Below are 21,424 nucleotides of genomic sequence, written 5' to 3'. Positions count from 1 at the left end.
CATGGTCTTCGAACAAAACGGTCTTTATTCGTTGTCCATATTGTTGATCGTCGCTATTGCAGCGTCGCTCGGCTGCGCGGCTATTTTGTTTGGCTTGTTGAAAACAGGCTTCGCATGGCGGCTCGCGACCGATATTCCCAATGAGCGTTCGTTGCACGAGCGGCCAACGCCGCGCGTCGGCGGGTGGGGGGTCGTGCCGATGGTGATCGTCGCCATTTTCGCTGCAGCGCCTCATTTGTGGCTCATCGCCGTTTGCACAGCCTTTCTTGCCGCGATCTCGCAGATCGATGACCGTCGTGGGTTGCCGGCACGCGTACGGTTCGCCGCACACCTCATGGCGGTGGTGGCAGTGGTCTTCGCCTATCGTGCCGCGGCACCTTGGTGGCTGCTTGCCGTCATGTCGATTTTGCTGACGTGGCTTGTCAACTTATACAATTTCATGGACGGTGCAGATGGTCTCGCGGGCGGAATGGCGCTGTTCGGCTTCGGTGGCTATGCGTTGGCCGCGTGGATGGCGCCGCACGTGACGCCGGAGCTTGGCCTCATCTGCGTAGCAACAGCGGGTGCCGCCGCGGGCTTCCTCGTCTTCAATTTCCACCCGGCGCGCATATTTCTCGGCGACGCAGGATCGATCCCGCTCGGATTCCTGGCCGGCGCATTGGGATATTGGGGCTGGCGTGGTGGCATCTGGCCGATCTGGTTTCCGGTCATGACGTTCTCGCCGTTCATTGGCGATGCATCGGTGACGCTGGCCCGACGCCTGTTACGTGGCGAAAAGTTTTGGCAAGCGCATCGTGAGCACTACTATCAGCGTATGGTGCGCTCGGGCGTTGGACATGCTCGCACGGCGCTTTGCTGGTATGCCGTCATGCTTGCGGGCACGGCGCTCGCCGTTTGGGCGTTGGGTCGCCCGATATTGATTCAGTGGTGCATTGTCGGTTCGTGGGCCGTTGTGCTGATGTTGATCGGTGTAGCCATCGATGCGCGCTGGAAGCGCTTTCGAGCAAACGTTTTAGGACAAGCTGAGGGGTGATGCCAATGTTTCGAAATAACAAGGCCTCGTGGCTGTCGTTCTGCGCATTTCTGTTCGATCTTTGCGCTGTTTTCGCGGCTTGGCTGGTCGCTTATCTGATCCGCTTCAACGGATCGATTCCTCCTGAATTTCTATTTGGGGCCCTGCGCGCACTAGGCTGGGTGCTTCCGGCCTACGGCTTCATGTTCCGCATATTCGGCCTATATCGCGGGATGTGGGTCTTCGCGAGCCTGCCCGATCTCGTACGCATCTGCAAAGCCGTGGCGGCAGGCGCGTTGATCACGATGGTGGCGTCCCTGCTCGTGCAGCCGATGCCGATCACCCCGCGTTCGGTCGTCGTCGTTTCGCCGATCTTGCTGTTCTTGCTGATGGGCGGTGCGCGTGCGATCTACCGTACCACCAAGGAGTTTTATCTTTACGGCGCGTTGGTGGCACAAGGTAAGCCTGTTCTGGTCCTTGGCGCCGGTAGCGCGGGTGCCAGCTTGGCACGCGAGCTGGCACGTTCGAGTGAATGGCGCCTCGTCGGACTGCTCGACGACGATCCTTCGAAGCGGGGCCGCGAGATCTATGGCTACAAGGTGCTTGGCCCGATCGGCGATTTGGCGCACTGGGCCAGTTCGTTGAAGGTCGAGCACGCGATCATTGCGATCCCGTCGGCTTCGGTGGAGGCGCAGCGGTCCGTCGCAACTTCGTGTGTTCGCGCGGGCGTACGCGCAATGGTATTGCCTTCCTTGATGACACTGGTTCCCGGCCAGGGGTTTCTGTCTCAAGTCCGCCAAATCGATCTGGAGGATCTTCTCGGCCGCGAACCCGTCAATATCGATACCCCGCATGTCGAAGCGTTGTTGCGCGGCAGGGTCGTGATGGTGACAGGGGCGGGTGGGTCGATCGGATCGGAACTTTGCCGGCAGATTCTGCGCTTCGCACCGGCTCAGCTCGTTGCATTCGATGCTTCCGAGTACGCGATGTACCGGCTCGTAGAGGAGCTGCGCGAGCGCTTTCCCGAGCTATCGGTCGTGCCGATCGTCGGCGATGCGAAAGACTCGCTGCTGCTCGACCAGGTGATGTCGCGATACGTGCCGCACATCGTTTATCACGCGGCCGCGTACAAACATGTCCCGTTGATGGAGGAGCTCAATGCGTGGCAAGCCGTGCGTAACAACGTGCTGGGTACCTATCGCGTCGCGCGTGCGGCGATCCGCAACGACGTGCACCGCTTTGTGTTGATCTCGACCGACAAGGCCGTCAATCCCACGAACGTGATGGGCGCGAGCAAGCGCCTGGCGGAAATGGTCTGTCAGGCGTTGCAGCAAATGAGCGAGCGCACGCAGTTCGAAACGGTGCGGTTCGGGAATGTGCTCGGCAGCGCGGGCAGCGTCATTCCGAAGTTTCAGCAACAGATTGCGAAGGGCGGGCCCGTTACGGTCACTCACCCTGACATTACGCGCTTTTTCATGACGATCCCGGAGGCCTCGCAGCTGGTACTGCAGGCGTCGAGCATGGGACAGGGGGGCGAGATCTTCATTCTCGATATGGGCCAGCCGGTCCGCATCGTCGATTTGGCGCGCGACCTCATTCGGCTCTGTGGTTATACGGACGAGCAGATCCGCGTCGAATTCACGGGGCTGCGACCCGGAGAAAAGCTCTACGAAGAACTGCTTGCCGACGACGAGACAACGACACGTACGCCGCATCCCAAGCTGCGTATTGCGCAGGCAAGAGAGGTGCAGGATCCGTTGCTCGACGACTTGTTGGCCTGGCTCACGCAGCATCGCGTGCCGTCCGACGACGAGGTGCGCCGCGACTTGCGCCGTTGGGTGCCGGAATACCGACCGACCAGCGTGCCAGTGCTGCAGGCCGTCTCGTCGCAGTCGCAGGCAGCCGCACGTTCCTGAAGCGCGAGCGCACGTTGTGTCGTGCGCTCTTCTCTTCGCCCTGTGCCTGAACTACCGGAGGGTTTTGCGCCGGTATCACCACACCCGCCACCGTAGCGACCTGAATCGCACTGCTCGCATAAAGCCAAACGTACGTAATGACGCAATACGACGAAGATATTAAGTACACGGTGTGCTGCCAAAAGAGCGTCGCCGGAATCACGCTCTACCAGGCGTAGCAATCTCAAATAAGACGACGTCAGTGAATTGCGCCGTGTGAGATCTCACGCGCAGCTTTGCTTGGCCGCCCCGGCGGCCAAGCAAGCGCCTCGCTAGCTCAAGGCCGGGCAGCCGAAACACGACAATAAGAACATGGACCAATTGCTTTCCTATTTCCTCATTCTCGGGGCCGTTACGGCGTTATTTTCGCTGCGCTGCTGGCGGTTCGTCGACGATGCGGCGGCCGAGGGCGGCAGTCGCGTCGGCTCTCTCGATGGGATACGGGGTTATCTCGCGCTCAGCGTGATGCTGCATCACGCCGTCATTGCTCGCCATTGGATGCAGACGGGCGTATGGCTTCCGCCGGCGAACCCCTTTTATCCACTGCTGGGCAGCGTCGCCGTCAGCCTCTTTTTCATGATCACCGGCTACCTGTTTTGGGGGAAGCTAGTCGCGAAGGGGGGCCGTCTCAATTGGACGGCGCTTTATATCGGACGACTCTTCCGCATTGCGCCCGTCTATGGTCTGGCGATCGTCTGCATGCTGTTCGTTGTGACAGTCCGGTCCGGTTGGGCGCTGCACGAGCCGGCGATGGCCGTTCTGCGAGAAGTGTTGCACTGGTTCGGCCTCGGCTTGCTACCGGGGCTCGACGTGAATCAAGTGCCACAAACCGCGTTGATCCTCGCCGGCGTGGTATGGACGCTCAGCTACGAGTGGAAGTTTTACTTCGCCCTCTTGCCGCTTTCCGTCGTCGCCCAGGGCCGCTGGCACCTCGTCGTTGCGGCTCTGCTGCTCTGCGCCTCGATCGTCGGAACGATCATCGCCTCACATGGAATCTGGCACTTCACGGTGCTGTTTGCCGTTGGCATGATGACGGCCTCGCTTCGCGAAGCCGGCTTGCGCTTCCGGGTCGCCGAATGGCTGCTTTCGGCGTTGGCGCTTATCGCCCTGGCGGGTCCGTGGATCGTTCACACCGGCCCGTACTCGATCGGGCAGTCGTTGCCGCTCGCCGTATTCTTCTTCCTGGTGTGCAACGGGGCGGCGATGTTCGGTCTCTTCAACGCGCGCCCGGCGGTCCGCTTGGGCCACGTCAGCTACTCCATTTACTTGCTGCACGGCTTCGTCTTTTCAGTCGGCTTCGATAACGCGCTGATGCGAAACATGCTTGTATCAGGCAACGTGCTGTATTTCTGGCTAATTACGGGGGGCGGTGCGCTCGTCTTGTGCATCGTCGCCTCGATCGTTTATGCGACGATCGAGCGCCCGTGCATCGAGTACGGCCGGTCGGTCGGTAGCAGGATGACGTTCCGCACCGGGTTGCAGGTTGCTGCCAGCAGTTGATGTGATGGGCTGCATGGCCGAGCGAGGGGGGCGTCTGGGCAGCGATGCCAAAATGCATCGCACTCGCTGACGGCCAACTGGCGAATCGGGGAGGTGCGCCGCTTTTCCGAGCAGCACGGATACCGCCCGTCGCTGCGCTTGGTGCGAGGTTACTTGCTGCGCGCCCGCCGCACCACCAACCACCGCGGCGACCTGAATCGCACGATGCTCACGTAAAGCCACACGTAAGTGGCTGCGAACACCACGACGAACGCGAACAAGTGCACCGTGTGCTGCCAGAACAGCGTCGCCGGAATCACCCCCACCAGACATAGCAGCCATAGGTAAGGCGACGTGAGCGAATTGCGCCGCGTGAGCTCGTGCGCCGTCTTCGCACCCACCGCCCAGCGCATGAGCCGCTTATACACGAGCATGTGCAGATGCACGCCGTCGGGGATGCCGGGCGACATGCCGCGCACGAACTTCTTCCGATAGATCGAGAAGCATGTCTCGAAGATCGGATAAACGAACAACAGCACCGGATACCAAGCCGACACCTCGCGATGGCGCATGACGAGCAGAATCGCGAGCTCGGCCAGCATGAAGCCGATGAAGTAGGCGCCGCCGTCGCCGAGAAAGATCAAGCCCGCCGGGAAATTCCAGATGAAGAACCCCAGCACGGCGCCCATCATGATCAGCGAGGCCGACAGCACGATCGGGTCCGACAGCCGGAACGCGACGTACGCGAGCGAGGCGAACATCATCAAGGCGACCATCGACGCGAGGCCATTGAAGCCATCGATGATGTTGACCGCGTTCGCGAGCGCAGCGACCGCCAATACCGTCACGAGGCACGAGACGGCCGCATACGAGAGCACGAAGTCGAGCGGCGGCACGCTGATGCGCACGACTGCGATATCGAGCAGAAAGTAGGCGAGTGCCGCCGCGCCCATCGTGGCGACGAGGCGTACGGTCGGCGTGACGCGCTTGGTGAGGTCTTCGATGAGCCCCGACAGGAACGCCGGCATGCCGCATGCGACCAGCGCCAGAATGCCGCGCGAGACGGCCGGATAGGCGCCGTGCAACTGCAGCGCGGCGACGGCAAGCCCGATCAGGATGCCGATCCCGCCGACGCGCGGAACCGGTCGCGCGTGAAATTTCTGGACGCCGGCCAAGTCGGTGTCGGCGGCAAACTTCACATGCGTGTGCGCATAGCGCACGATCAATAGCGTGAGGAGCAGTGAAACGAGGAATGCGAGCGCGAAACTGAGCATGAGCGTGGCCAAAAAACGGACGGCGAATTATACAAACGAATCAACCCGGGGCCGGGATGACACCCCGCCACGATCAGCCACGCCCGCGGTACCGATCAGGCAAAGCCTTTCGGGTTGTGCGACTGCCAGCGCCAGTGATCGGCGCACATGCGCTCGATGCCGTACTGCGCTTGCCAGCCCAGCAGCCGCTCGGCCGCGGCCGTGCTCGCATAGCACTGCGCCACGTCGCCGGGACGCCGCGCGACGATCTCATACGCCACGCGTTGTCCGGACGCGGCCTCGAACGCGCGCACGACTTCGAGCACCGAGTAGCCGCGCCCCGTGCCGAGGTTGACGGTGAGGCTCGCGTCGCGGGCCGCGAGTGCATCGAGTGCCGCGATGTGGCCGCGCGCAAGGTCGACGACGTGAATGTAGTCGCGCACGCCTGTGCCATCGGGTGTGTCGTAGTCGTCGCCGAACACGCGCAGCTTCTCGAGCTTGCCGACCGCCACCTGCGCGACGTACGGCATCAGGTTGTTCGGTATGCCGGCCGGGTCTTCGCCGATGAGCCCGCTCTCATGGGCGCCGACTGGATTGAAGTAGCGCAGCGTAGCGATGCGCCAGGCGGGATCGGCGCGTTCGACGTCACGCAGGATCTGCTCGGCGATCAGCTTGGACTGACCATACGGATTGGTCGCAGACAGCGGAAACGTCTCGTCGATCGGCGATCGCTCGGGCACGCCGTAGACGGTCGCTGAAGAGCTGAACACGAAGCGCTTGACGTTGCGTGCCTGCATGACTTCGAGCAGCACGAGCAGGGTGTCGAGATTGTTCCGATAGTAGGCGATCGGCTTGGCCACCGATTCGCCGACCGCTTTCAACGCCGCGAAGTGAATGGCGGCGCTGATCGGATGCGCGTCGAAGATGCGCTCGAGCGCTTGTGCATCGCATACGTCTGCTTCGTAGAAAGCGACGGCGCGCCCGGCGATTTGCTCGATACGACGCACGGCCTCGCGCTTGCTGTTGACGAGGTTGTCGACGATGACGACGTCATAGCCGCTCGCCAGCAGTTCCACGGCTGTGTGCGAGCCGATGTAGCCCGCGCCGCCCGTCACCAGAATCGTGCCTTTCTCGGCCATTGCCATTCTCCGTTTCTGCGTAAGAGTCAAAGGGATACGCCAGTCTGTTCGCGTAACGTCTGCCGATAGCGTTCGACCACCGATACTTCGTCGAATTCCGCGGTGACCTTCGCGCGGCCGCGCTCGCCCATCGCGCGCCGTTCGTCGCGGCTCATCTCTAGCATCTGCGCGAGCTTCGCGGCGAGACTGGCAGCATCTTTCGCTGCGCACAGCAAGCCCGTTGCGCCGTCCGCCACCACCTCGCGACAGCCAGGTACGTCCGTTGCGACGATCGGCCGGCCCATTGCCGAGGCTTCCATCAGGGTTCGCGGCACCCCCTCGCGATACGACGGTAGCACGACGCAGTCGGCACCCGCGATGTGTGCGCGCACGTCGTGCGCCTCGCCCAGATACTCGATGACGCCTTCGTCCTGCCAGGCCCGCACGTCCTCGAGCGCGATCGCACTCGGGTTGTCGACCCCGGCCGGCCCCAGCACTTGAAACCGGGCATGCGGATACCGTGCGCGCAGTGTACGCGCGGCTTCGACGTATTCGCGCACGCCTTTGTCCCAAAGCAGGCGGCCGATCAGAATGAACGTGAAGTGCTGCGCGTTCGGCAACGGTGTGTAGGCGAAGTGTTCGAGATCGACGCCTTCTCCGTGCAGCAGGCGCGCCCGCTTGGGGTGCGCGAGCAACCGGCCGTCGAGGAACGCGGCCAGATCGTCGCGGTTCAGAAACCACACCTCGCGCGGGAAGCGGAACGCGAAGCGGTACAGCGCCTTGGCGACGCGTGCGGCATGGCTTTGCTGAATGAAGACGTAGCCGAGCCCCGTGGTCACGGCAATCGACGGCACACGCGCGAGCCACGCGGCAACCGAGCCATAGATATTGGGCTTGATCGTGTAGTGGAACGTGACGTCGGGCTTGATCGTGCGGTAGTGGCGGTACAGCGCCCAGAGCGTGCCCAGGTCATGGCGTGGATTGGTGCCTTTCGAGGCGACCGGCAGGTCGATGCAGCGGCAGCCCATTTTCTCGAGCAGCGGGAACGTGCGGTCGCGTGGCGCGAGCACGGTCACCAAAGCTCCTTGGGCGACGAGCATGCGGATGAGCCCCTGACGATACGTGTAGATCGCCCAGGCAGTGTTGCAGACGAGGCAGACGGAAAGCGGTGCGGTACGCGTCATGACGGATGTTGCGTGAATTATGCCGAGTGCGTGGCGAACAGCGCACGCTTGACGCGGCCCAGCGCCGTGTAGGGCGTCACCAGATGCAGCAGGTTCTTCGCGAGGCCCAGCCAGTCGCAGACATTCGTGACGTTGAAATAGCGCATCTGCAGCCGCAGCGTCGAGACGATCTGTCGACGGCGCTTGGTCGCGCTGATGCCGCCTTCGTTGAGTTCATAGTAGAGCCCGAGTTCGGGCAGATTGGCGCAGTCGTAACGCTCCATCAGCCGCAGGAACAGATCGAGGTCCTCGGCCGCCCGATAGGCGATACGGTAATTGCCGACGGCGCGCACGGCATCCACGCGCAGCATCATCGCCGGATGCACGAACTGCGAGCGCAGGAACCGCAGGCGACGGATGGCGTCGGGCTCGGTTGCCGGGCGCAGCATGAACAACGGTTGTCCGTCGCGCGACACGACTTGTGTCCACATGCCGACGCCCGCGACGTTCGGGTGTGCCTCGAGATAGGCGCGTTGCTTCGCGAGCCGTCCCGGCGCGGCGAGATCGCCGGCATCGATGCGCGCCGCGTACCGGCAGCCGCGTGCGGCCAGGGCGTCGATGCCGGCTTGCAACGCGCGCTCGATGCCGCCGTTTTGCGGCATGCGCAGGATCTCGACGACGAGATTGGGTAGCGTGGGTGCGACGATCGGCGGCGTACTGCCGTCGTCGACGATCAGCACGCGCACGGGGGCATGCTCGACGAACGAGGCCAGCGTGCGCTCGACGTCGTCCTGCGCGTTGTACGCGGGCATCAGCACCGTCACGTCGGTGAGTGCGTCGTGTCCGGCAGGGAGGGAGGAGGGCGTCGTCATGGGCGCAGCTTCAAACGGATGTAGTAAAGATTGACCGACGCAGCGGCCAGATAGCCGGCCGCGAGTCCCACGAGGGCGCCGTACGAACCGATGCGCGGGATAGCGATCAGATTGACGACGAAAGCGACTCCAAGCGCGAGCAGCCACTTCGCGAGCAGCACGAACTTCGCTTGATACTTGAGCACGACGAGGTTGCCGATCGCTTCGATGCCGGCCGGCACGGAGAGCCACACGCACCAGCGGAAGATCGAAATGGCGCCCTCATAGTTGGGGCCGAACACGCGCGTGATGACCAGTGGCGCCAGCGCATCGAGCACGCACGCGCCGCTAATCATGATGGCGGCCGCGAGCAGCATCAGGCGTTTTACGTTGCGGCGCAGGCTTGCAATGTCCTGCACGCGGTAGACGAAGGCCGGCGCGATCGTCTGCGCGAGCATGAGCCCGAGCGCGATCCAGTTCTCGTTGATCTGTTGAGCGGCCGAGTAACGCCCGAGGTCGGCGAACGAGATCGCGCGTTCGAGCATGAGCCGATCGAGCTTCAGGAACAGGTACATGCAGACGAGCCCGATCCAGAACACGGTGCCGGCGCTTGCGAAATGACGCAGCAGCGCCCGGTCGATGCGCCAGCCGAGCGTACCGCCTTGGCGGCGCACGTAATAGACCATCAGCACGCCGCCGATCGCGGCCGCTTCAAGCGCCCACAGCCACGCAAAGCGCGCAGGCGTCGCGGCCAGGCGCACGAGCAGGTAGACGAGTCCAGCCTTGACGAGCGCCGTCGCCATGCTCGTGACCAGCTGCGGCTTGCTGTAGGTCATGCTTTGCAGCCACGAGTTGATCACGCCGATGAACGGCTCGCGAAAGATCATGGTGACGGCCAGTCCCGCCAGCATCGCGCCGACCGTCGGGTCGGTCACGCCGGCCGCGATGGCGGCCCACGTGGCCACGAGCGCGAGCGCGGACACGGCAATGCGCAGCGCAAACGCGCTGCCGAGCACGGTGCCCAGTTCGGCAGCGGGGCGATGCACGATCGTGGGGACGAGGATCTCGGCGCCGCATACCCAGGTGATCGGGGCGAGCACGAGCAGCAGCGTGTTCGCGTATTGCCATTTGCCGAATACATCGGGGCCGAAGTAACGGGCCAGCAGACCGCTCACCGCAATCGCGACGACGATCTGCGTGAGCCGCTCGAGCCCGAGCCAGACAATGTTCGCGACGGCTTTGGCGACGTCCGGGTTCGCGAGGCGCTTCAGCATGTGGGGTGCGGTGGGATTCTTGCTCGTGCGACGCTGTCGGCGGTCGGTCGGGCCGCGTCGACTAACGAATACGCGGCTGGGAAGCGTCTAGGCATTAAAATGGGCGCGACGTGCGCCGGTCGAAAAACCGCAATTATAAGTTGGAATGTCCGCACGCCCCCCCGCTGCCGCGGATGCGCGGTAGGTAGCGTGAGGCAGTGCCCTGGGCATGCCTGGTTTTGACGCACCGTGCCCTTGCTTTGATCTTTTTCTTTTGCAGCCATTGAGAGCCAATCCATGATTTCCCAATCCATCTTCAAGGCGTATGACATTCGTGGCATCGTCGGCAAGACGCTCGATGCCGATGTGGCGCGTCTGATCGGTCGTGCGTTCGGCAGCGAGGTTCGCGCACAAGGCGGCGATGCCGTCGTCGTCGCGCGCGATGGCCGCCTGTCCGGGCCCTCGCTCATCGCGGCACTGGCCGACGGATTGCGCGAGGCAGGTGTCGATGTCGTCGATATCGGCATGGTGCCGACGCCGGTCGGTTATTTCGCGGCGAGCGTGCCGCTCGCCTTGCCGGGTGGCGAACGCAGCGTCGATTCGTGCATCGTCGTGACGGGCAGTCATAATCCGCCTGATTACAACGGCTTCAAGATGGTGCTGCGCGGCGCCGCGATCTACGGCGAGCAGATTCAAGCGCTTTATCGTCGCATCACCGAGCAGAACTTTGCCGCGGGCGCGGGCAGCTATGCGCAATACGACATCGCAGACAAGTACGTCGAGCGTATCGTCGGCGACATCAAGCTCGCGCGGCCGATGAAGATCGTGCTCGATGCCGGCAACGGCGTGGCCGGTGCGCTTGCGCCGCGTCTGTTCAAGGCCCTCGGGTGCGAACTCGTCGAGCTCTTCACCGACGTCGACGGCACGTTCCCGAACCACCATCCCGATCCGGCCCATCCCGAGAATCTGCAGGACGTGATTCGCGAGCTTGCGCGCACCGATGCCGAACTTGGCTTTGCCTTCGACGGCGACGGCGACCGGCTTGGCGTCGTCACGAAGGACGGACAGATCATCTACCCCGACCGTCAGCTCATGCTGTTCGCCGAGGACGTGCTGGCCCGCCATCGCGGCGCGCAGATCATCTACGACGTCAAATGCACGCGCAATCTCGCGAAGTGGGTGCGCGAGAAGGGCGGCGAACCGCTGATGTGGAAGACGGGTCACTCGCTCGTGAAGGCCAAGCTGCGCGAGACGGGTGCACCGCTCGCGGGCGAGATGAGCGGCCACGTGTTCTTCAAGGACCGCTGGTACGGCTTCGACGACGGCCTGTATACGGGCGCGCGCTTGCTCGAATTGCTCGCGCGCGTGTCCGATCCGAGCAAGGTGCTCAATGATCTGCCGAATTCGCTGTCGACGCCCGAGCTGCAACTGAAGCTCGAAGAGGGCGAGAACTTCGCGCTGATCGCGAGCCTGCAGAAGGAGGCGCGTTTCGAAGGGGCGGACGAGATCGTGTTGATCGACGGCTTGCGGGTGGAGTACCCGGACGGCTTCGGGCTCGCGCGCTCGTCGAATACGACGCCCGTCGTCGTGATGCGCTTCGAGGCGGACAGCCAGGAAGCGCTCACGCGTATCCAGAACGACTTCAAGCGCGTGATTCTGGCGGCCAAGCCCGACGCAAAGCTGCCGTTCTGAGCATCGCCAGGTGTGAGGTGCCGCGCTCGAAAGGCGAGCGCGGCATGGGCGGGAAGGGGCGGGCGCTGCGTTAGCGTGGTGCTTCGACGGCGGAGGCGGCTGAGGGAGCGGAAGCAGTCGAAGCCGCGGAAGCCGGTGGCGCCGCCAAAGCCGGTGAAGCTGCCGAAGGGGCTCGCGCCTCCGCCTCCGATGCCGCAGCAGGCGGTGTGGCGGTATCGCCGTGCTTTGCTGTATCGCCGTGCTTTGCTGTTTCGGTCAGCGGCGCCGACAGCGGCGACGCCGACGTCGGGGCGGTGACTCGGGGCAACTCGCTTGTCGAGATCGGCGCGGCCGGCACGGGCGTCGATTTCACGACGGTCCGCAAGTAGCGGTCGACATACTGGAAGAAGCGGTCGTAGAACGCGGCCGACTGGATCGTCTCGCTCGAAATCTTCACCATCGCGTCGCTGTTCGAGCGGATCGGCAGCGAAACCGAACCGAGGACGCTCAGGCCCACGGTGGCCGACGTGTCGCTTTTCTTCAGCGTATAGCCGCTTTGCACGGCGTTCGCATAGATCGTGCTCGTGCCGTCGGCCTCTTCGCCGTCTGTGCAGACGACGTGAAAGTCGACGGTGACGTGCGATTCGCCGGTCGGCTGAAAGTCTTTCGTCGCATCGATCGTATCGGCGCGCGCGGCCGTCGTCAGATAGCCCTGGTTGAGCAGCGCGCGGCGAGCCGCTTCACAAGCTTCGGCGCCGCTGGCGCTGACCGTGCGCGAGAAGGGGCTCGCGCCCGTATCGAACATTTCCTGCTGAAACTTGGGGGCAGGCGTGCTCGAGCACGCGGTCAGCACTGCCGACGCGGCGAGCACCGCGAACGGCAAGGCGAGGCGGATGGGGCGAAACGGATTGAGCATGATCGGTTAAACGAGGGCGCTTGCGGTACGGCACGATTCGAACGACGTGCATTGTAGTGCGATCCGCCCGGGAACGACGTGACGTCCTCCGCGTCCAGGCGTGCCGTCGACGCTTGGGCAGCCTGCGTGGCCGGCTTGGGCTCGGGCAGGGTAGAATCGCTGCCCTTTGGGGCCGCATTTGCATGCCCCCGCCGCATGGCTGTCTTCCCTTTCTTTTTTCTTTCAGTGTGCAAAAGATACTGATCGTCCGCGTGTCGTCGCTCGGCGATGTCGTCCACAACATGCCTGTCGTCGCCGACATCCGGCGCAAGTACCCCGACGCGCAAATCGACTGGCTCGTCGAGGAGAGCTTCGCGGAGCTGGTGCGGCTCGTCGTCGGCGTGCATCGCGCGATTCCGTTCTCGCTGCGGCGCTGGCGCAAGCAGCCGCTGTCGCCGAAGACGTGGCGCGAGATCGCCGCGTTCAAGCGCATGCTCGCCGCCGAGCGCTATGACCTCGTCATCGATTGCCAGGGGCTCATCAAGACGGCCTGGGTCGCGAGCTGGGCACGCGGCCCGCTCGTGGGGCTCGGCAATCGTACCGACGGCGCCGGCTACGAATGGCCGGTCCGCTTCTTCTACGGTCGGCGTGTGCCGATCGTGCCGCGCACGCACGTCGTCGAGCGCACGCGCCAGCTCGTGGCCGCCGCGCTCGATGCGCCGCAACCCGAGCCGACCGACGACATCGACTTCGGCCTGAATACGTCGCGCGCGGCGCTGGCGCTGTCGGAGCTCGGCCTGAATTTGCCCGTGCCGTATGTCGTGTTCGTGCACGCGACCTCGCGCGCCGACAAAGAGTGGCCCGATGCGGCCTGGATCGAGCTCGGCCAGGCGCTGGTCGCACGCGGCATGTCGCTCGTGCTGCCGTGGGGCAGCGAGGCCGAGCGCGCGACGAGCGAGCGGCTCGCGAAAGGGTTCGGCGCCGCGGCGATCGTGCCGCCGCGCCTGTCGTTGCCGGCCGTCGTCGGCCTGCTCGATGCGGCCGCGGCGACCGTCGGCGTCGATACGGGCCTGGTGCATATCGCCGCAGCCCTGAAACGGCCGACCGTCGAGTTGTACAATTTCGCAACTGCGTGGCGCACCGGCGGATACTGGTCGCCACGCGTCGTCAATCTCGGCACGGCCGGCGCACCGCCGACGCTGCCGCAAGTGAAGTCCGCGCTGGCCGAATTCGGTCTGCTGTAATCGATAGCGCTGAACGAGACCATGAAAGAATCACAAATCGTCGAAGTGACTGCCGCCGACTGGCAGGGGCAGGGCTTGCCGGTGCCGCGCGAGACGCTGCGCGCCGCGCTCGAAAACGGCAAGGTGCTGTACTTTCCGAACCTGCGCTTTGCGATCGAAGGCGGCGAGACCGCGCTGCTCGATCCGGCGCTTGCCGACCCGAAACGCAAGAACATCAGCCTCGATGCGAACGGCGGCGCGCTGCATGGCGTGATCGGCGATTCCGTCACGCAGTCGGCCGTGCGCGCGCTGATCGCGCGCTATCAGAACAACGCACGCACGCTCGTCGATGGCCTGTTCCCCGAGTACGACGGCAAGCTGCGCGCGGCGCCCACGAGCTTGCGTCTGATGCAGGTCGAAACGCGCCATACATCGTGGCGCAAGGACGACAGCCGCCTGCACGTCGATGCGTTCCCCTCGCGGCCCAATCGCGGCGAGCGCATCCTGCGCGTGTTCACGAACGTGAACCCCAACGGCGTGCCGCGCGTGTGGCGCGTGGGCGAGCCGTTCGAGGACATGGCCAAGCATTTTCTGCCGCGCATCAAGCCGCAGCTGCCGGGCTCGGCGTGGCTGCTGAATTTGCTCCACATCACGAAGACGCCGCGCAGCGAATACGATCACCTGATGCTGCATCTGCATGACGGCATGAAGGCCGATCTCGAGTATCAGAAGAGCGCGCAGCAGCAGACGATGCCGTTCCCGCCGGGCAGCGTGTGGATCTGCTTTTCGGATCAGACCTCGCACGCGGTCATGTCGGGCCAGTTCATGCTCGAGCAGACGTTCTTTCTGCCCGCGCGCGCGATGGCACAGCCCGAATGCGCGCCGCTCGGCATTCTCGAGCGCTTGAAGGGACGGGCGCTGGTTTGAACGTCGGCATGAGCTTTCTGACATCGCCGGCGCAGCGCGCGCCGGCCCGACATGACTTCGACGAACGAGGGCGCGCATGCTGAGAGTCCTCTATCGCGCGCTCTGGTGGTTGGCGGCACCCGTTGCGGTCGTGCGCCTGCTGGTTCGCTCGCGCCGCGAGCGCGGCTATCGCGAGCATATCGGCGAGCGCTTCGGGTACGGGCCGACGCGTCGGCTCGATGACGATGCGCCGCTGATCTGGGTCCATGCGGTATCGGTCGGCGAAACGCGCGCGGCCGAGCCGCTGATTCATGCGTTGATGCAGGCACGCCCCGATGCGCGCCTGCTCGTGACGCACATGACGCCGAGCGGCCGCGCGACGGGCGTGCAGCTGTTCGGCAACAGCGTGTCGCGTTGCTACCTGCCTTATGACATGCCGCAGGCCGTGCGGCGCTTTCTGCGGGCATGGCGGCCTGCGCTCGGCATCGTGATGGAGACCGAGGTGTGGCCGACGCTGATCGACGAATGCCGACGTGCCGACGTGCCGCTCGTGCTCGCCAACGGGCGTATGTCGGCACGCTCGTTCAAGCGCGCGACGCGTTTCGGCTCGGCCGTGCGCGAGGTGTTCGGCGGCTTTACCCGTGTGCTCGCGCAGAGCCCGTCCGATGCCGAGCGGCTTGGCGGCCTTGGTGCGCGCAATGTCGCCGTGCTCGGCAACCTGAAGTTCGATATGGCCACGCGGCCGGAGTTGGTGGCGCGTGGCCGCGCGTGGCGCGCCGCGATCGGCTCGCGGCCGGTGTGGGTAGCGGCGAGCACACGCGAGGGCGAGGAGGGTCTCGTGCTCGATGCGTTCACCGCGCTCTCGACTGAAGACGCACTGCTGATTCTCGTGCCCCGGCACCCGCAGCGTTTCGACGAAGTGGCGGCGCTGATCGAGCGGCGTGGCTTGCGCGCGCTGCGTCGTTCGGCGTGGGGTGGCGAGGTACGCGCGGCAGCGGCGGACGAGGTCGCGCATGCGCCACTGCCTGAAGACGTGACGGTGCTGCTTGGGGATTCGATGGGCGAGCTCGGGGCCTACTACGCGGCGGCCGACATCGCGTTCATCGGCGGCAGTCTGTTGCCGCTCGGAGGACAGAATCTGATCGAAGCATGTGCTGTGGGGGTGCCGGTGCTCATCGGCCCGCACGTGTTCAACTTCACGCAGGCGACGGCCGACGCCGTCGCGGCTGGCGCTTGTGTGCAGGTGGCCGATCCGGCGGAACTGGCGCGCGTGCTTGGCGAAGTCTTCGCCGATAAGCCACGCCGCGTAGCGATGAGTGCGGCTGCTGCGGCGTTCGCGGCGCGACATCGTGGCGCGACGGCGCGTACCGTCGACGTGTTGGCGGCGTTGCTCGATGCGCAGGCTTCACAGCCCCCACAGCCCTCTCAGACCTGAGCAAAGCCGGGCTGGCCGATGCCAGCCCCCGATATCAGCGCGCCGCTGTCGCGATGGCGGGCTCGCCGCGTGCACCGCGAGCGGTTGCCACGCAGGCAGCGAATCGTTTGTTGCTTTCTTCGATGCCGTAGTACTGCGCGCGCGCGAACGCTTTGCTGCTGAGTTCGTGGCGAAGCGTCTCGACGGTCAGCAAGTTGCGAAACGCCTCAGTCATCGCAGCGGTATCGCTGACAGGGACCAGGATGCCGAAGCGTCCATTGTCGAGAATGTCGCGCGGGCCGGTCGGGCAGTCCGTGGCGACGATCGCCTTGCCATGCGTGAGCGCTTCGAGCAGCCCCATCGGCATGCCTTCGAACCGCGAGCTGAGGACGAATAGGCTTGCTCCGGCTACGAGGGCGTGGGGATTGTCGACATGGCCGACAAAATGCACGCGCGCGGCGATGCCGAGTTCAGCGGCTCGCGCCTGAAGGGCCTGTCGAGATCCGCCGTCGCCGGCGATGACGAGATGTTCGGGAACGTCGACCTCGCGCAATAGCTGCGCGTAAGCCTGCAGCAGCGTGCCATGATCCTTCTGGTATTCGTCGAGCCGTGCCACCGACACGATATAGGGTGCCGAACATGGCGCGCGCGGCGCCTCGGCCGCGTTCGCGCTGGCGCGGATGCCGTCGACATCGATGGCGTTGGGCAAGACGAACAGGCGCTGCAAGGTGTCGCCGAACATCGAGGTCGCTTCCGCCGCCATTTGCTCATTCAAGGCGACGACTGCGTCATAACGCGCGTACTGGCGCGACAGCCTCTTTGCTTTGCGGGGGCGATGGCCGAGGCGCGCGTCGAAACTGAAATGATTGACGCCGAGCCAGGCGATGTCGAAGCGGCCAGCCCAGCGGCGCAGGGACATATCGAAGTCGACGATCACGTCGTGCTGACGGGCCAGCGCGGCCAGACGTCGGGTCACATAGGGCCGCACGGCCAGCGAGTTGAATACGTCGCGCGCGACACGCCCGGGTTTGCCGAGCCGGTTCGCGTGACGGCGGGCCTGGAAGTAGTTGAGCCAGGGCCGATCGACCAGCATCTCCAGCTTCACGTCGGCCGGAATGAGCGCCCGATAATGATTTTCGAACGCGGGCGACGTGAACATGACGGACAGGCTCACGTCGAATTCTCGGCGATCGTAGATCTTCAACCATTGAAGCAGCGAAGATTCGATGCCCCCTTCGTTGAATTCGACGATGTGAAACAGGATGGAGGTGCGGCGTGTCGGCTTGGTCATGCGTATGGCTAGGTACACGCGTGCCCGCTTCCTGGTGGGGATGAGCGGACCCGCTTTAAATATTTGCCGCGCATTCTAGCACCCCCGTTTGACAGGTTACGGCAGCGCCGCACGAGCGACATTGGTGAAACGCGACACGGCCCCTAGACTAAAGAATCGGGCCGTGGAGGAGGGCACAACATGAGCCAGCGCGATTCCAATGATGCATCGCTCGACCTGTCGGCGTTCTGGATGCCGTTTACGGCCAATCGTCAGTTCAAGCAAGCGCCGCGTCTGCTCAAGCGCGCGAAGGGGATGTACTACACCTCGTATGACGGGCGCCGCATTCTCGACGGCACGGCGGGGCTTTGGTGCGTCAATGCCGGGCACTGCCGGGACGAAATCGTCGCCGCGGTGAAAGCGCAAGCCGAAGAAATGGATTTTGCGCCGACGTTCCAGATGGGCCATCCGATCGCGTTCGAAGCGGCCACGAAAATCGCACGTCACACGCCAGGCGATCTCAAGCACATCTTCCTGACCAATTCGGGCTCCGAGGCCGTGGATACCGCGCTGAAGATTGCGCTGGCCTATCACCGCGCATGCGGTCAAGGGCAGCGTACGCGTTTCATCGGGCGCGAGCGTGGCTATCACGGTGTCGGCTTCGGCGGCATCTCGGTGGGCGGCATCACGCCCAATCGCCGAGCGTATTCGGGCGCGTTGCTGCCCGCGGTCGATCATTTGCCGCATACGTTGAGCCTCGAGCATGCGGCGTTCTCGAAAGGCCAGCCCGCATGGGGAGCGCACCTCGCGGACGAACTCGAGCGGCTCGTCGCGCTGCACGACGCGTCGACGATTGCCGCCGTCATCGTCGAACCGGTTGCCGGGTCGGCGGGCGTGCTGATCCCGCCGCGTGGCTATCTCGAACGGCTTCGCGCGATTTGCGATCAATACGGCATCCTAATGATCTTCGATGAAGTCATCACGGGCTGGGGGCGCCTGGGCGCAGCATTCGCCGCGCAATATTTCGGCGTGACGCCGGATTTGTTGACGATGGCCAAAGGGACCAACAACGCGGCGGCGCCGCTTGGCGCCGTGGCAGCCAGTGCGGCGATCCACGATGCCATCGTTGGCGGCGTGGCCGACGGTATCGAGTTCTTCCACGGCTATACCTACTCAGGCCACCCGATCGGGGCCGCAGCCGCTTGCGCGACGATCGATCTCTACGAGCGCGAGCAGCTGTTCGCGCGCGCGGCACGCCTGGCACCGTATTTCGAAGCTGCCATCCACCGGTTGCGCGGTGAGCCGCATGTCATCGACGTGCGCAATCTCGGCCTCATTGGCGGCGTCGAATTGCAGCCACGCGAAGGTGCGCCGGGCAAGCGGGCCTACGACGTATTCGTCGGCTGCTTCGAGAAGGGCGTGCTGGTCCGTTATACGGGTGACATATTGGCGTTTTCGCCGCCGCTGATCATCGACGAAACGCAAATCGATGAATTGTTTTCCACTGTTGCGCAAGTGATTAGGGAAACGAAGTAATCGACACACTTCGCTGCCTTGTTGTCCGCGGCCGTCATCCGATTGGCTGCGGTCTGGTGTAACCGTTCGTAATCGCTCCGCCTCGCAGCGCGTGTGGTGGCATTGGTACGCGTGATAGACGGCACACCAAACCATCTGCTTAAATTGGACGGCTTCATGTCGGATGTTTTGCATTCGTATTGCAAAAAAAATGAAGTTGTAAATAAGCCGTATCGAAACCGAAACAAACCGAGTCAACGGGGACCACAGTGAATCACCAAAAGACCACACGGCTTCGCGCCAAAACGGGGTTTGCATTGACGGCTGCGGCAGTGCTTGCCATTGCGGCGCTGAGCGGCTGCGGCGGGGGCGGGGGCAGTTCGTCGAGCTCGACGAGTTCGAGCCCGACGAGCGCAGCTTCCACGACGATGACGGGTACGGTGGCAGTCGGTAGCGCAGTCGTCGGCGCGAACGTGACGGTCATCGATTCGAAGGGCGTGAGCGCTGCTGCGGTCAGCGACTCGTCAGGCAACTACTCGATCGACATCACGACACTGACGCCGCCGTTGGCCATCGTCGCCTCCGATCCGTCCGGCATCAGCCCGACGCTCGTCTCGGTGTTGGCTGGCGTGCCGGCCGGCTCGGCGACCATCACGGCCAACGTGACCACCTTGACGACCGCCGTGGCCGCGCTGCTGACCTCCAGTGGCAATTCACTCGACGTGGCTTCGCCGGCGAATCTGTCCTCGCTGGTCACGCAGGCCAACGTAGCATCGGCCGTGACGAAGCTCGACACGGCGCTGCAGTCGATCTTGGCGATGAACGGCCTGAACGCTTCGTCGTTCGATCCGATTGGCACGCCGTTCAAGGCCAACCAGACGGGTGCCGATGCCGCTATCGATGCCGTGCAGATCGTCGCGGCGCCGACGGGCGGGACGAAGCTGATGTCGGCGTCCGACCCGATCAACGGCTTTGCGCTGAACGTCAATTCGTCGCCGCTCGCGCCGCTCGTCGCGCCGCCGGCCGCAGCCAATTACCTCAGCGCCGTCGTCACTGCGTTGGGTCAGTGCCTTGGCGGCAATTCGGCGTCGTGCTCGCAGGCGATCGATTCGAGCTACCTGGAGAACGGCTATTCGACGTTTGCTGCCGCTCATCCGGCCCTGGCAGCGTCTGGTGTCACGCTCGGTACGCCGCAGACGCTGAAGTTCTTCATGAGCAACGGCACGCAGAAGGCCCTCGTGCTGCTGCGCTACAAGGCGGCCGACGGCACGCTCGGTTCGACCACGACGATCGTGCAACAGTCGGGCGGGACGTGGGACATCGTCGGCAATCAACAACCCTACAACGTCACGATCAGCTCGTTCCTCGCGCGCCGCCAGTCGCTCGACGCGACGAACCAGCCATACAGCCGTTACGAGGCAGGGCTTGGCATCAACATTCCGGTCGGCGCGGCGGGCACGCCGAATCCGGTCAATCTCGCTTCCGCGTCGGTGACGGGCCCGGGCATCAGCGGCTCGGTGTATCTCGTGCCGCGCAACGGCACGGGCAATACGCTGCTCGCGCTCACGAGCACGGCGCTCCAGCAAGCACCGACTGCGCCGATGACGACGAACTCGAACACGAGCCTGTATCGCTGGTCATGGCAGACGTTGCCGGGCCTCACCGGCACGTTTGCGCCCGGCAGCAACAACAGCGGCCTCTATACGCCGCAGCCGATCGACACGACCAACGTGCCGCAGTACGCGAACTATACGGTGACGTTCTATGACGCTACGGGCACCGCGATCGGCCAGCCGTTCACCGTGACGAACGTGAGTCCGACGCTGCCGGCTGCGGCGGGCAACGGCGTCGCGTGGCAATCGCTGCTCTCGAGCACGACGAGCGCCTTCCTGAGTCCGTCGGGCTCGGCGGCGAGTGCGCAAGGCGCGGTGAACCTGCAATGGGCCAACAACACGACGACGGCCAACATCGCGCCGCTCGTAATGAAGGCGCAGATTCAAGCTTCGCCGGGCACGGGTGTGACGCCTGCAACCGAAGTCGACGGCTGGTGGGTCGGGCCTGCCACGTATGCCCCCAGCGGCCAGTATTCGGCGACGGTGACCGCGGGCATGGATCAGACGGGCACGCAGCAGTGCACGCCGGCATGTGCGTTCCCGGCATTGCAAGCGGGCGCCTCGCGCCTCGTGCAATTGGGCTGGACGTCGGGGCAGGTCAGCTTCTACAACATCTGGAAGTACAACGACTGACCATCTGGCGCGTCGCGCTGCCGGCAGGGAGTGCGACGCGTCAATTAATTCAGAAGATTCTTCACGGCTTCGTGCAGTGGCGGGGCGGCCTTTCCTGCCTGTCCCGCATTTTCATTTCGGCTGTAAGGAACGGCGCCCACCCGGTGCGGTGTGGGAAACGATCCGTAACAGTTCGCACTCCAGACGTTCTCCGATTCTTC

General features: G+C 64.2%; 16 protein-coding genes and 1 pseudogene. 9 read left to right on the top strand and 8 right to left on the bottom strand.

Features of this window, described 5'->3' with window-relative positions:
- The first annotated feature begins 1 nt into the window (after nt 1).
- Both D7S89_RS07155 and D7S89_RS07150 read left to right on the top strand, forming a co-directional pair.
- The gene (locus D7S89_RS07155) at nt 2–1,033 is read left to right on the top strand and encodes an MraY family glycosyltransferase (RefSeq protein WP_121276935.1); all 1,032 of its coding nucleotides are present in this window, start codon (nt 2–4) and stop codon (nt 1,031–1,033) included.
- Nucleotides 1,034–1,038: 5 nt separating this feature from the next.
- The gene (locus D7S89_RS07150; RefSeq protein ID WP_121277339.1) at nt 1,039–2,928 is read left to right on the top strand and encodes a polysaccharide biosynthesis protein; all 1,890 of its coding nucleotides are present in this window, start codon (nt 1,039–1,041) and stop codon (nt 2,926–2,928) included.
- Nucleotides 2,929–3,003: 75 nt separating this feature from the next.
- Here the strand turns inward: D7S89_RS07150 and D7S89_RS27730 are convergent.
- Nucleotides 3,004–3,191 (bottom strand): annotated as a pseudogene (locus D7S89_RS27730) (glycosyl transferase); the annotation flags it as partial.
- A gap of 88 nt (nt 3,192–3,279) precedes the next feature.
- On the opposite strand from D7S89_RS27730, the gene D7S89_RS07145 reads away from it, so the two are divergent.
- Nucleotides 3,280–4,467 carry an acyltransferase family protein gene (locus D7S89_RS07145; RefSeq protein WP_121276934.1) on the top strand — a complete coding sequence of 396 codons (1,188 nt, stop codon included), beginning with the start codon at nt 3,280–3,282 and terminating at the stop codon, nt 4,465–4,467.
- A 149-nt stretch (nt 4,468–4,616) separates the two neighbouring features.
- On the opposite strand, the gene D7S89_RS07140 is transcribed toward D7S89_RS07145, so the two are convergent.
- From D7S89_RS07140 to D7S89_RS07120, 5 genes are all read right to left on the bottom strand, one after another.
- Nucleotides 4,617–5,720 carry an MraY family glycosyltransferase gene (locus tag D7S89_RS07140; protein ID WP_121277338.1) on the bottom strand — a complete coding sequence of 368 codons (1,104 nt, stop codon included), beginning with the start codon at nt 5,718–5,720 and terminating at the stop codon, nt 4,617–4,619.
- A gap of 95 nt (nt 5,721–5,815) precedes the next feature.
- Nucleotides 5,816–6,838, bottom strand: a complete 1,023-nt coding sequence (galE, locus tag D7S89_RS07135) for a UDP-glucose 4-epimerase GalE (protein ID WP_121276933.1) — start codon at nt 6,836–6,838, stop codon at nt 5,816–5,818.
- Between the two features lie 26 nt (nt 6,839–6,864).
- On the bottom strand, nt 6,865–8,001 hold the full coding sequence (locus D7S89_RS07130; RefSeq protein WP_121276932.1) for a glycosyltransferase family 4 protein: 1,137 nt from the start codon (nt 7,999–8,001) through the stop codon (nt 6,865–6,867).
- Between the two features lie 17 nt (nt 8,002–8,018).
- Nucleotides 8,019–8,852 carry a glycosyltransferase gene (locus D7S89_RS07125; protein ID WP_121276931.1) on the bottom strand — a complete coding sequence of 278 codons (834 nt, stop codon included), beginning with the start codon at nt 8,850–8,852 and terminating at the stop codon, nt 8,019–8,021.
- Nucleotides 8,849–10,105, bottom strand: coding sequence for a lipopolysaccharide biosynthesis protein (locus D7S89_RS07120; protein ID WP_121276930.1), 1,257 nt, complete (start codon nt 10,103–10,105; stop codon nt 8,849–8,851). Before D7S89_RS07120 ends, D7S89_RS07125 begins: the two co-directional genes overlap by 4 nt.
- 276 nt (nt 10,106–10,381) lie before the next feature.
- On the opposite strand from D7S89_RS07120, the gene D7S89_RS07115 reads away from it, so the two are divergent.
- Nucleotides 10,382–11,776 (top strand): phosphomannomutase/phosphoglucomutase, encoded by a 1,395-nt coding sequence (locus tag D7S89_RS07115; RefSeq protein ID WP_121276929.1) that lies wholly within the window; start codon nt 10,382–10,384, stop codon nt 11,774–11,776.
- Nucleotides 11,777–11,846: 70 nt separating this feature from the next.
- Here D7S89_RS07115 and D7S89_RS07110 read toward each other — a convergent pair whose 3' ends face one another.
- Entirely contained in the window at nt 11,847–12,671 is an 825-nt protein-coding gene (locus D7S89_RS07110) for a DUF2242 domain-containing protein (protein WP_121276928.1), read from the bottom strand.
- A gap of 227 nt (nt 12,672–12,898) precedes the next feature.
- Between D7S89_RS07110 and waaC the strand changes: the two genes are divergently transcribed.
- From waaC to waaA, 3 genes are all read left to right on the top strand, one after another.
- Entirely contained in the window at nt 12,899–13,894 is a 996-nt protein-coding gene (gene waaC, locus D7S89_RS07105) for a lipopolysaccharide heptosyltransferase I (protein WP_121276927.1), read from the top strand.
- 21 nt (nt 13,895–13,915) lie between these two features.
- Complete coding sequence (gene kdoO / locus D7S89_RS07100; RefSeq protein WP_121276926.1) at nt 13,916–14,800, top strand: Kdo hydroxylase KdoO; 885 nt, start codon at nt 13,916–13,918, stop codon at nt 14,798–14,800.
- Between the two features lie 76 nt (nt 14,801–14,876).
- Complete coding sequence (gene waaA / locus D7S89_RS07095; protein WP_121276925.1) at nt 14,877–16,214, top strand: lipid IV(A) 3-deoxy-D-manno-octulosonic acid transferase; 1,338 nt, start codon at nt 14,877–14,879, stop codon at nt 16,212–16,214.
- Between the two features lie 34 nt (nt 16,215–16,248).
- On the opposite strand, the gene D7S89_RS07090 is transcribed toward waaA, so the two are convergent.
- Nucleotides 16,249–17,484, bottom strand: coding sequence for a glycosyltransferase (locus D7S89_RS07090; protein ID WP_121276924.1), 1,236 nt, complete (start codon nt 17,482–17,484; stop codon nt 16,249–16,251).
- A gap of 180 nt (nt 17,485–17,664) precedes the next feature.
- Here D7S89_RS07090 and aptA point away from each other — a divergent pair, with 180 nt between their 5' ends.
- Nucleotides 17,665–18,999, top strand: a complete 1,335-nt coding sequence (aptA, locus tag D7S89_RS07085) for an omega-aminotransferase AptA (RefSeq protein ID WP_121276923.1) — start codon at nt 17,665–17,667, stop codon at nt 18,997–18,999.
- Nucleotides 19,000–19,247: 248 nt separating this feature from the next.
- Nucleotides 19,248–21,224: a hypothetical protein gene (locus D7S89_RS07080; RefSeq protein ID WP_147426606.1), complete on the top strand. Its 1,977-nt coding sequence runs from the start codon at nt 19,248–19,250 to the stop codon at nt 21,222–21,224.
- Nucleotides 21,225–21,424: the final 200 nt, after the last annotated feature.

The organism is Trinickia fusca (assembly GCF_003628145.1).
GTDB classification, from domain to species: domain Bacteria; phylum Pseudomonadota; class Gammaproteobacteria; order Burkholderiales; family Burkholderiaceae; genus Trinickia; species Trinickia fusca.
Note: the sequence above shows the minus strand (reverse complement) of the source record. Positions and strands in the feature narration are given on the sequence as shown.

What these genes read in the sequence shown, in the direction of transcription:
- aptA (WP_121276923.1), top strand. Translation starts at nt 17,665, where the DNA reads ATGAGCCAGCGCGATTCCAATGATGCATCGCTCGACCTGTCGGCGTTC.
- galE (WP_121276933.1), bottom strand. Translation starts at nt 6,838, where the DNA reads ATGGCCGAGAAAGGCACGATTCTGGTGACGGGCGGCGCGGGCTACATC.
- D7S89_RS07125 (WP_121276931.1), bottom strand. Translation starts at nt 8,852, where the DNA reads ATGACGACGCCCTCCTCCCTCCCTGCCGGACACGACGCACTCACCGAC.
- kdoO (WP_121276926.1), top strand. Translation starts at nt 13,916, where the DNA reads ATGAAAGAATCACAAATCGTCGAAGTGACTGCCGCCGACTGGCAGGGG.
- D7S89_RS07155 (WP_121276935.1), top strand. Translation starts at nt 2, where the DNA reads ATGGTCTTCGAACAAAACGGTCTTTATTCGTTGTCCATATTGTTGATC.
- waaA (WP_121276925.1), top strand. Translation starts at nt 14,877, where the DNA reads ATGCTGAGAGTCCTCTATCGCGCGCTCTGGTGGTTGGCGGCACCCGTT.
- D7S89_RS07145 (WP_121276934.1), top strand. Translation starts at nt 3,280, where the DNA reads ATGGACCAATTGCTTTCCTATTTCCTCATTCTCGGGGCCGTTACGGCG.
- D7S89_RS07090 (WP_121276924.1), bottom strand. Translation starts at nt 17,484, where the DNA reads ATGACCAAGCCGACACGCCGCACCTCCATCCTGTTTCACATCGTCGAA.
- D7S89_RS07115 (WP_121276929.1), top strand. Translation starts at nt 10,382, where the DNA reads ATGATTTCCCAATCCATCTTCAAGGCGTATGACATTCGTGGCATCGTC.
- D7S89_RS07150 (WP_121277339.1), top strand. Translation starts at nt 1,039, where the DNA reads ATGTTTCGAAATAACAAGGCCTCGTGGCTGTCGTTCTGCGCATTTCTG.
- D7S89_RS07140 (WP_121277338.1), bottom strand. Translation starts at nt 5,720, where the DNA reads ATGCTCAGTTTCGCGCTCGCATTCCTCGTTTCACTGCTCCTCACGCTA.
- D7S89_RS07120 (WP_121276930.1), bottom strand. Translation starts at nt 10,105, where the DNA reads ATGCTGAAGCGCCTCGCGAACCCGGACGTCGCCAAAGCCGTCGCGAAC.
- D7S89_RS07130 (WP_121276932.1), bottom strand. Translation starts at nt 8,001, where the DNA reads ATGACGCGTACCGCACCGCTTTCCGTCTGCCTCGTCTGCAACACTGCC.
- D7S89_RS07110 (WP_121276928.1), bottom strand. Translation starts at nt 12,671, where the DNA reads ATGCTCAATCCGTTTCGCCCCATCCGCCTCGCCTTGCCGTTCGCGGTG.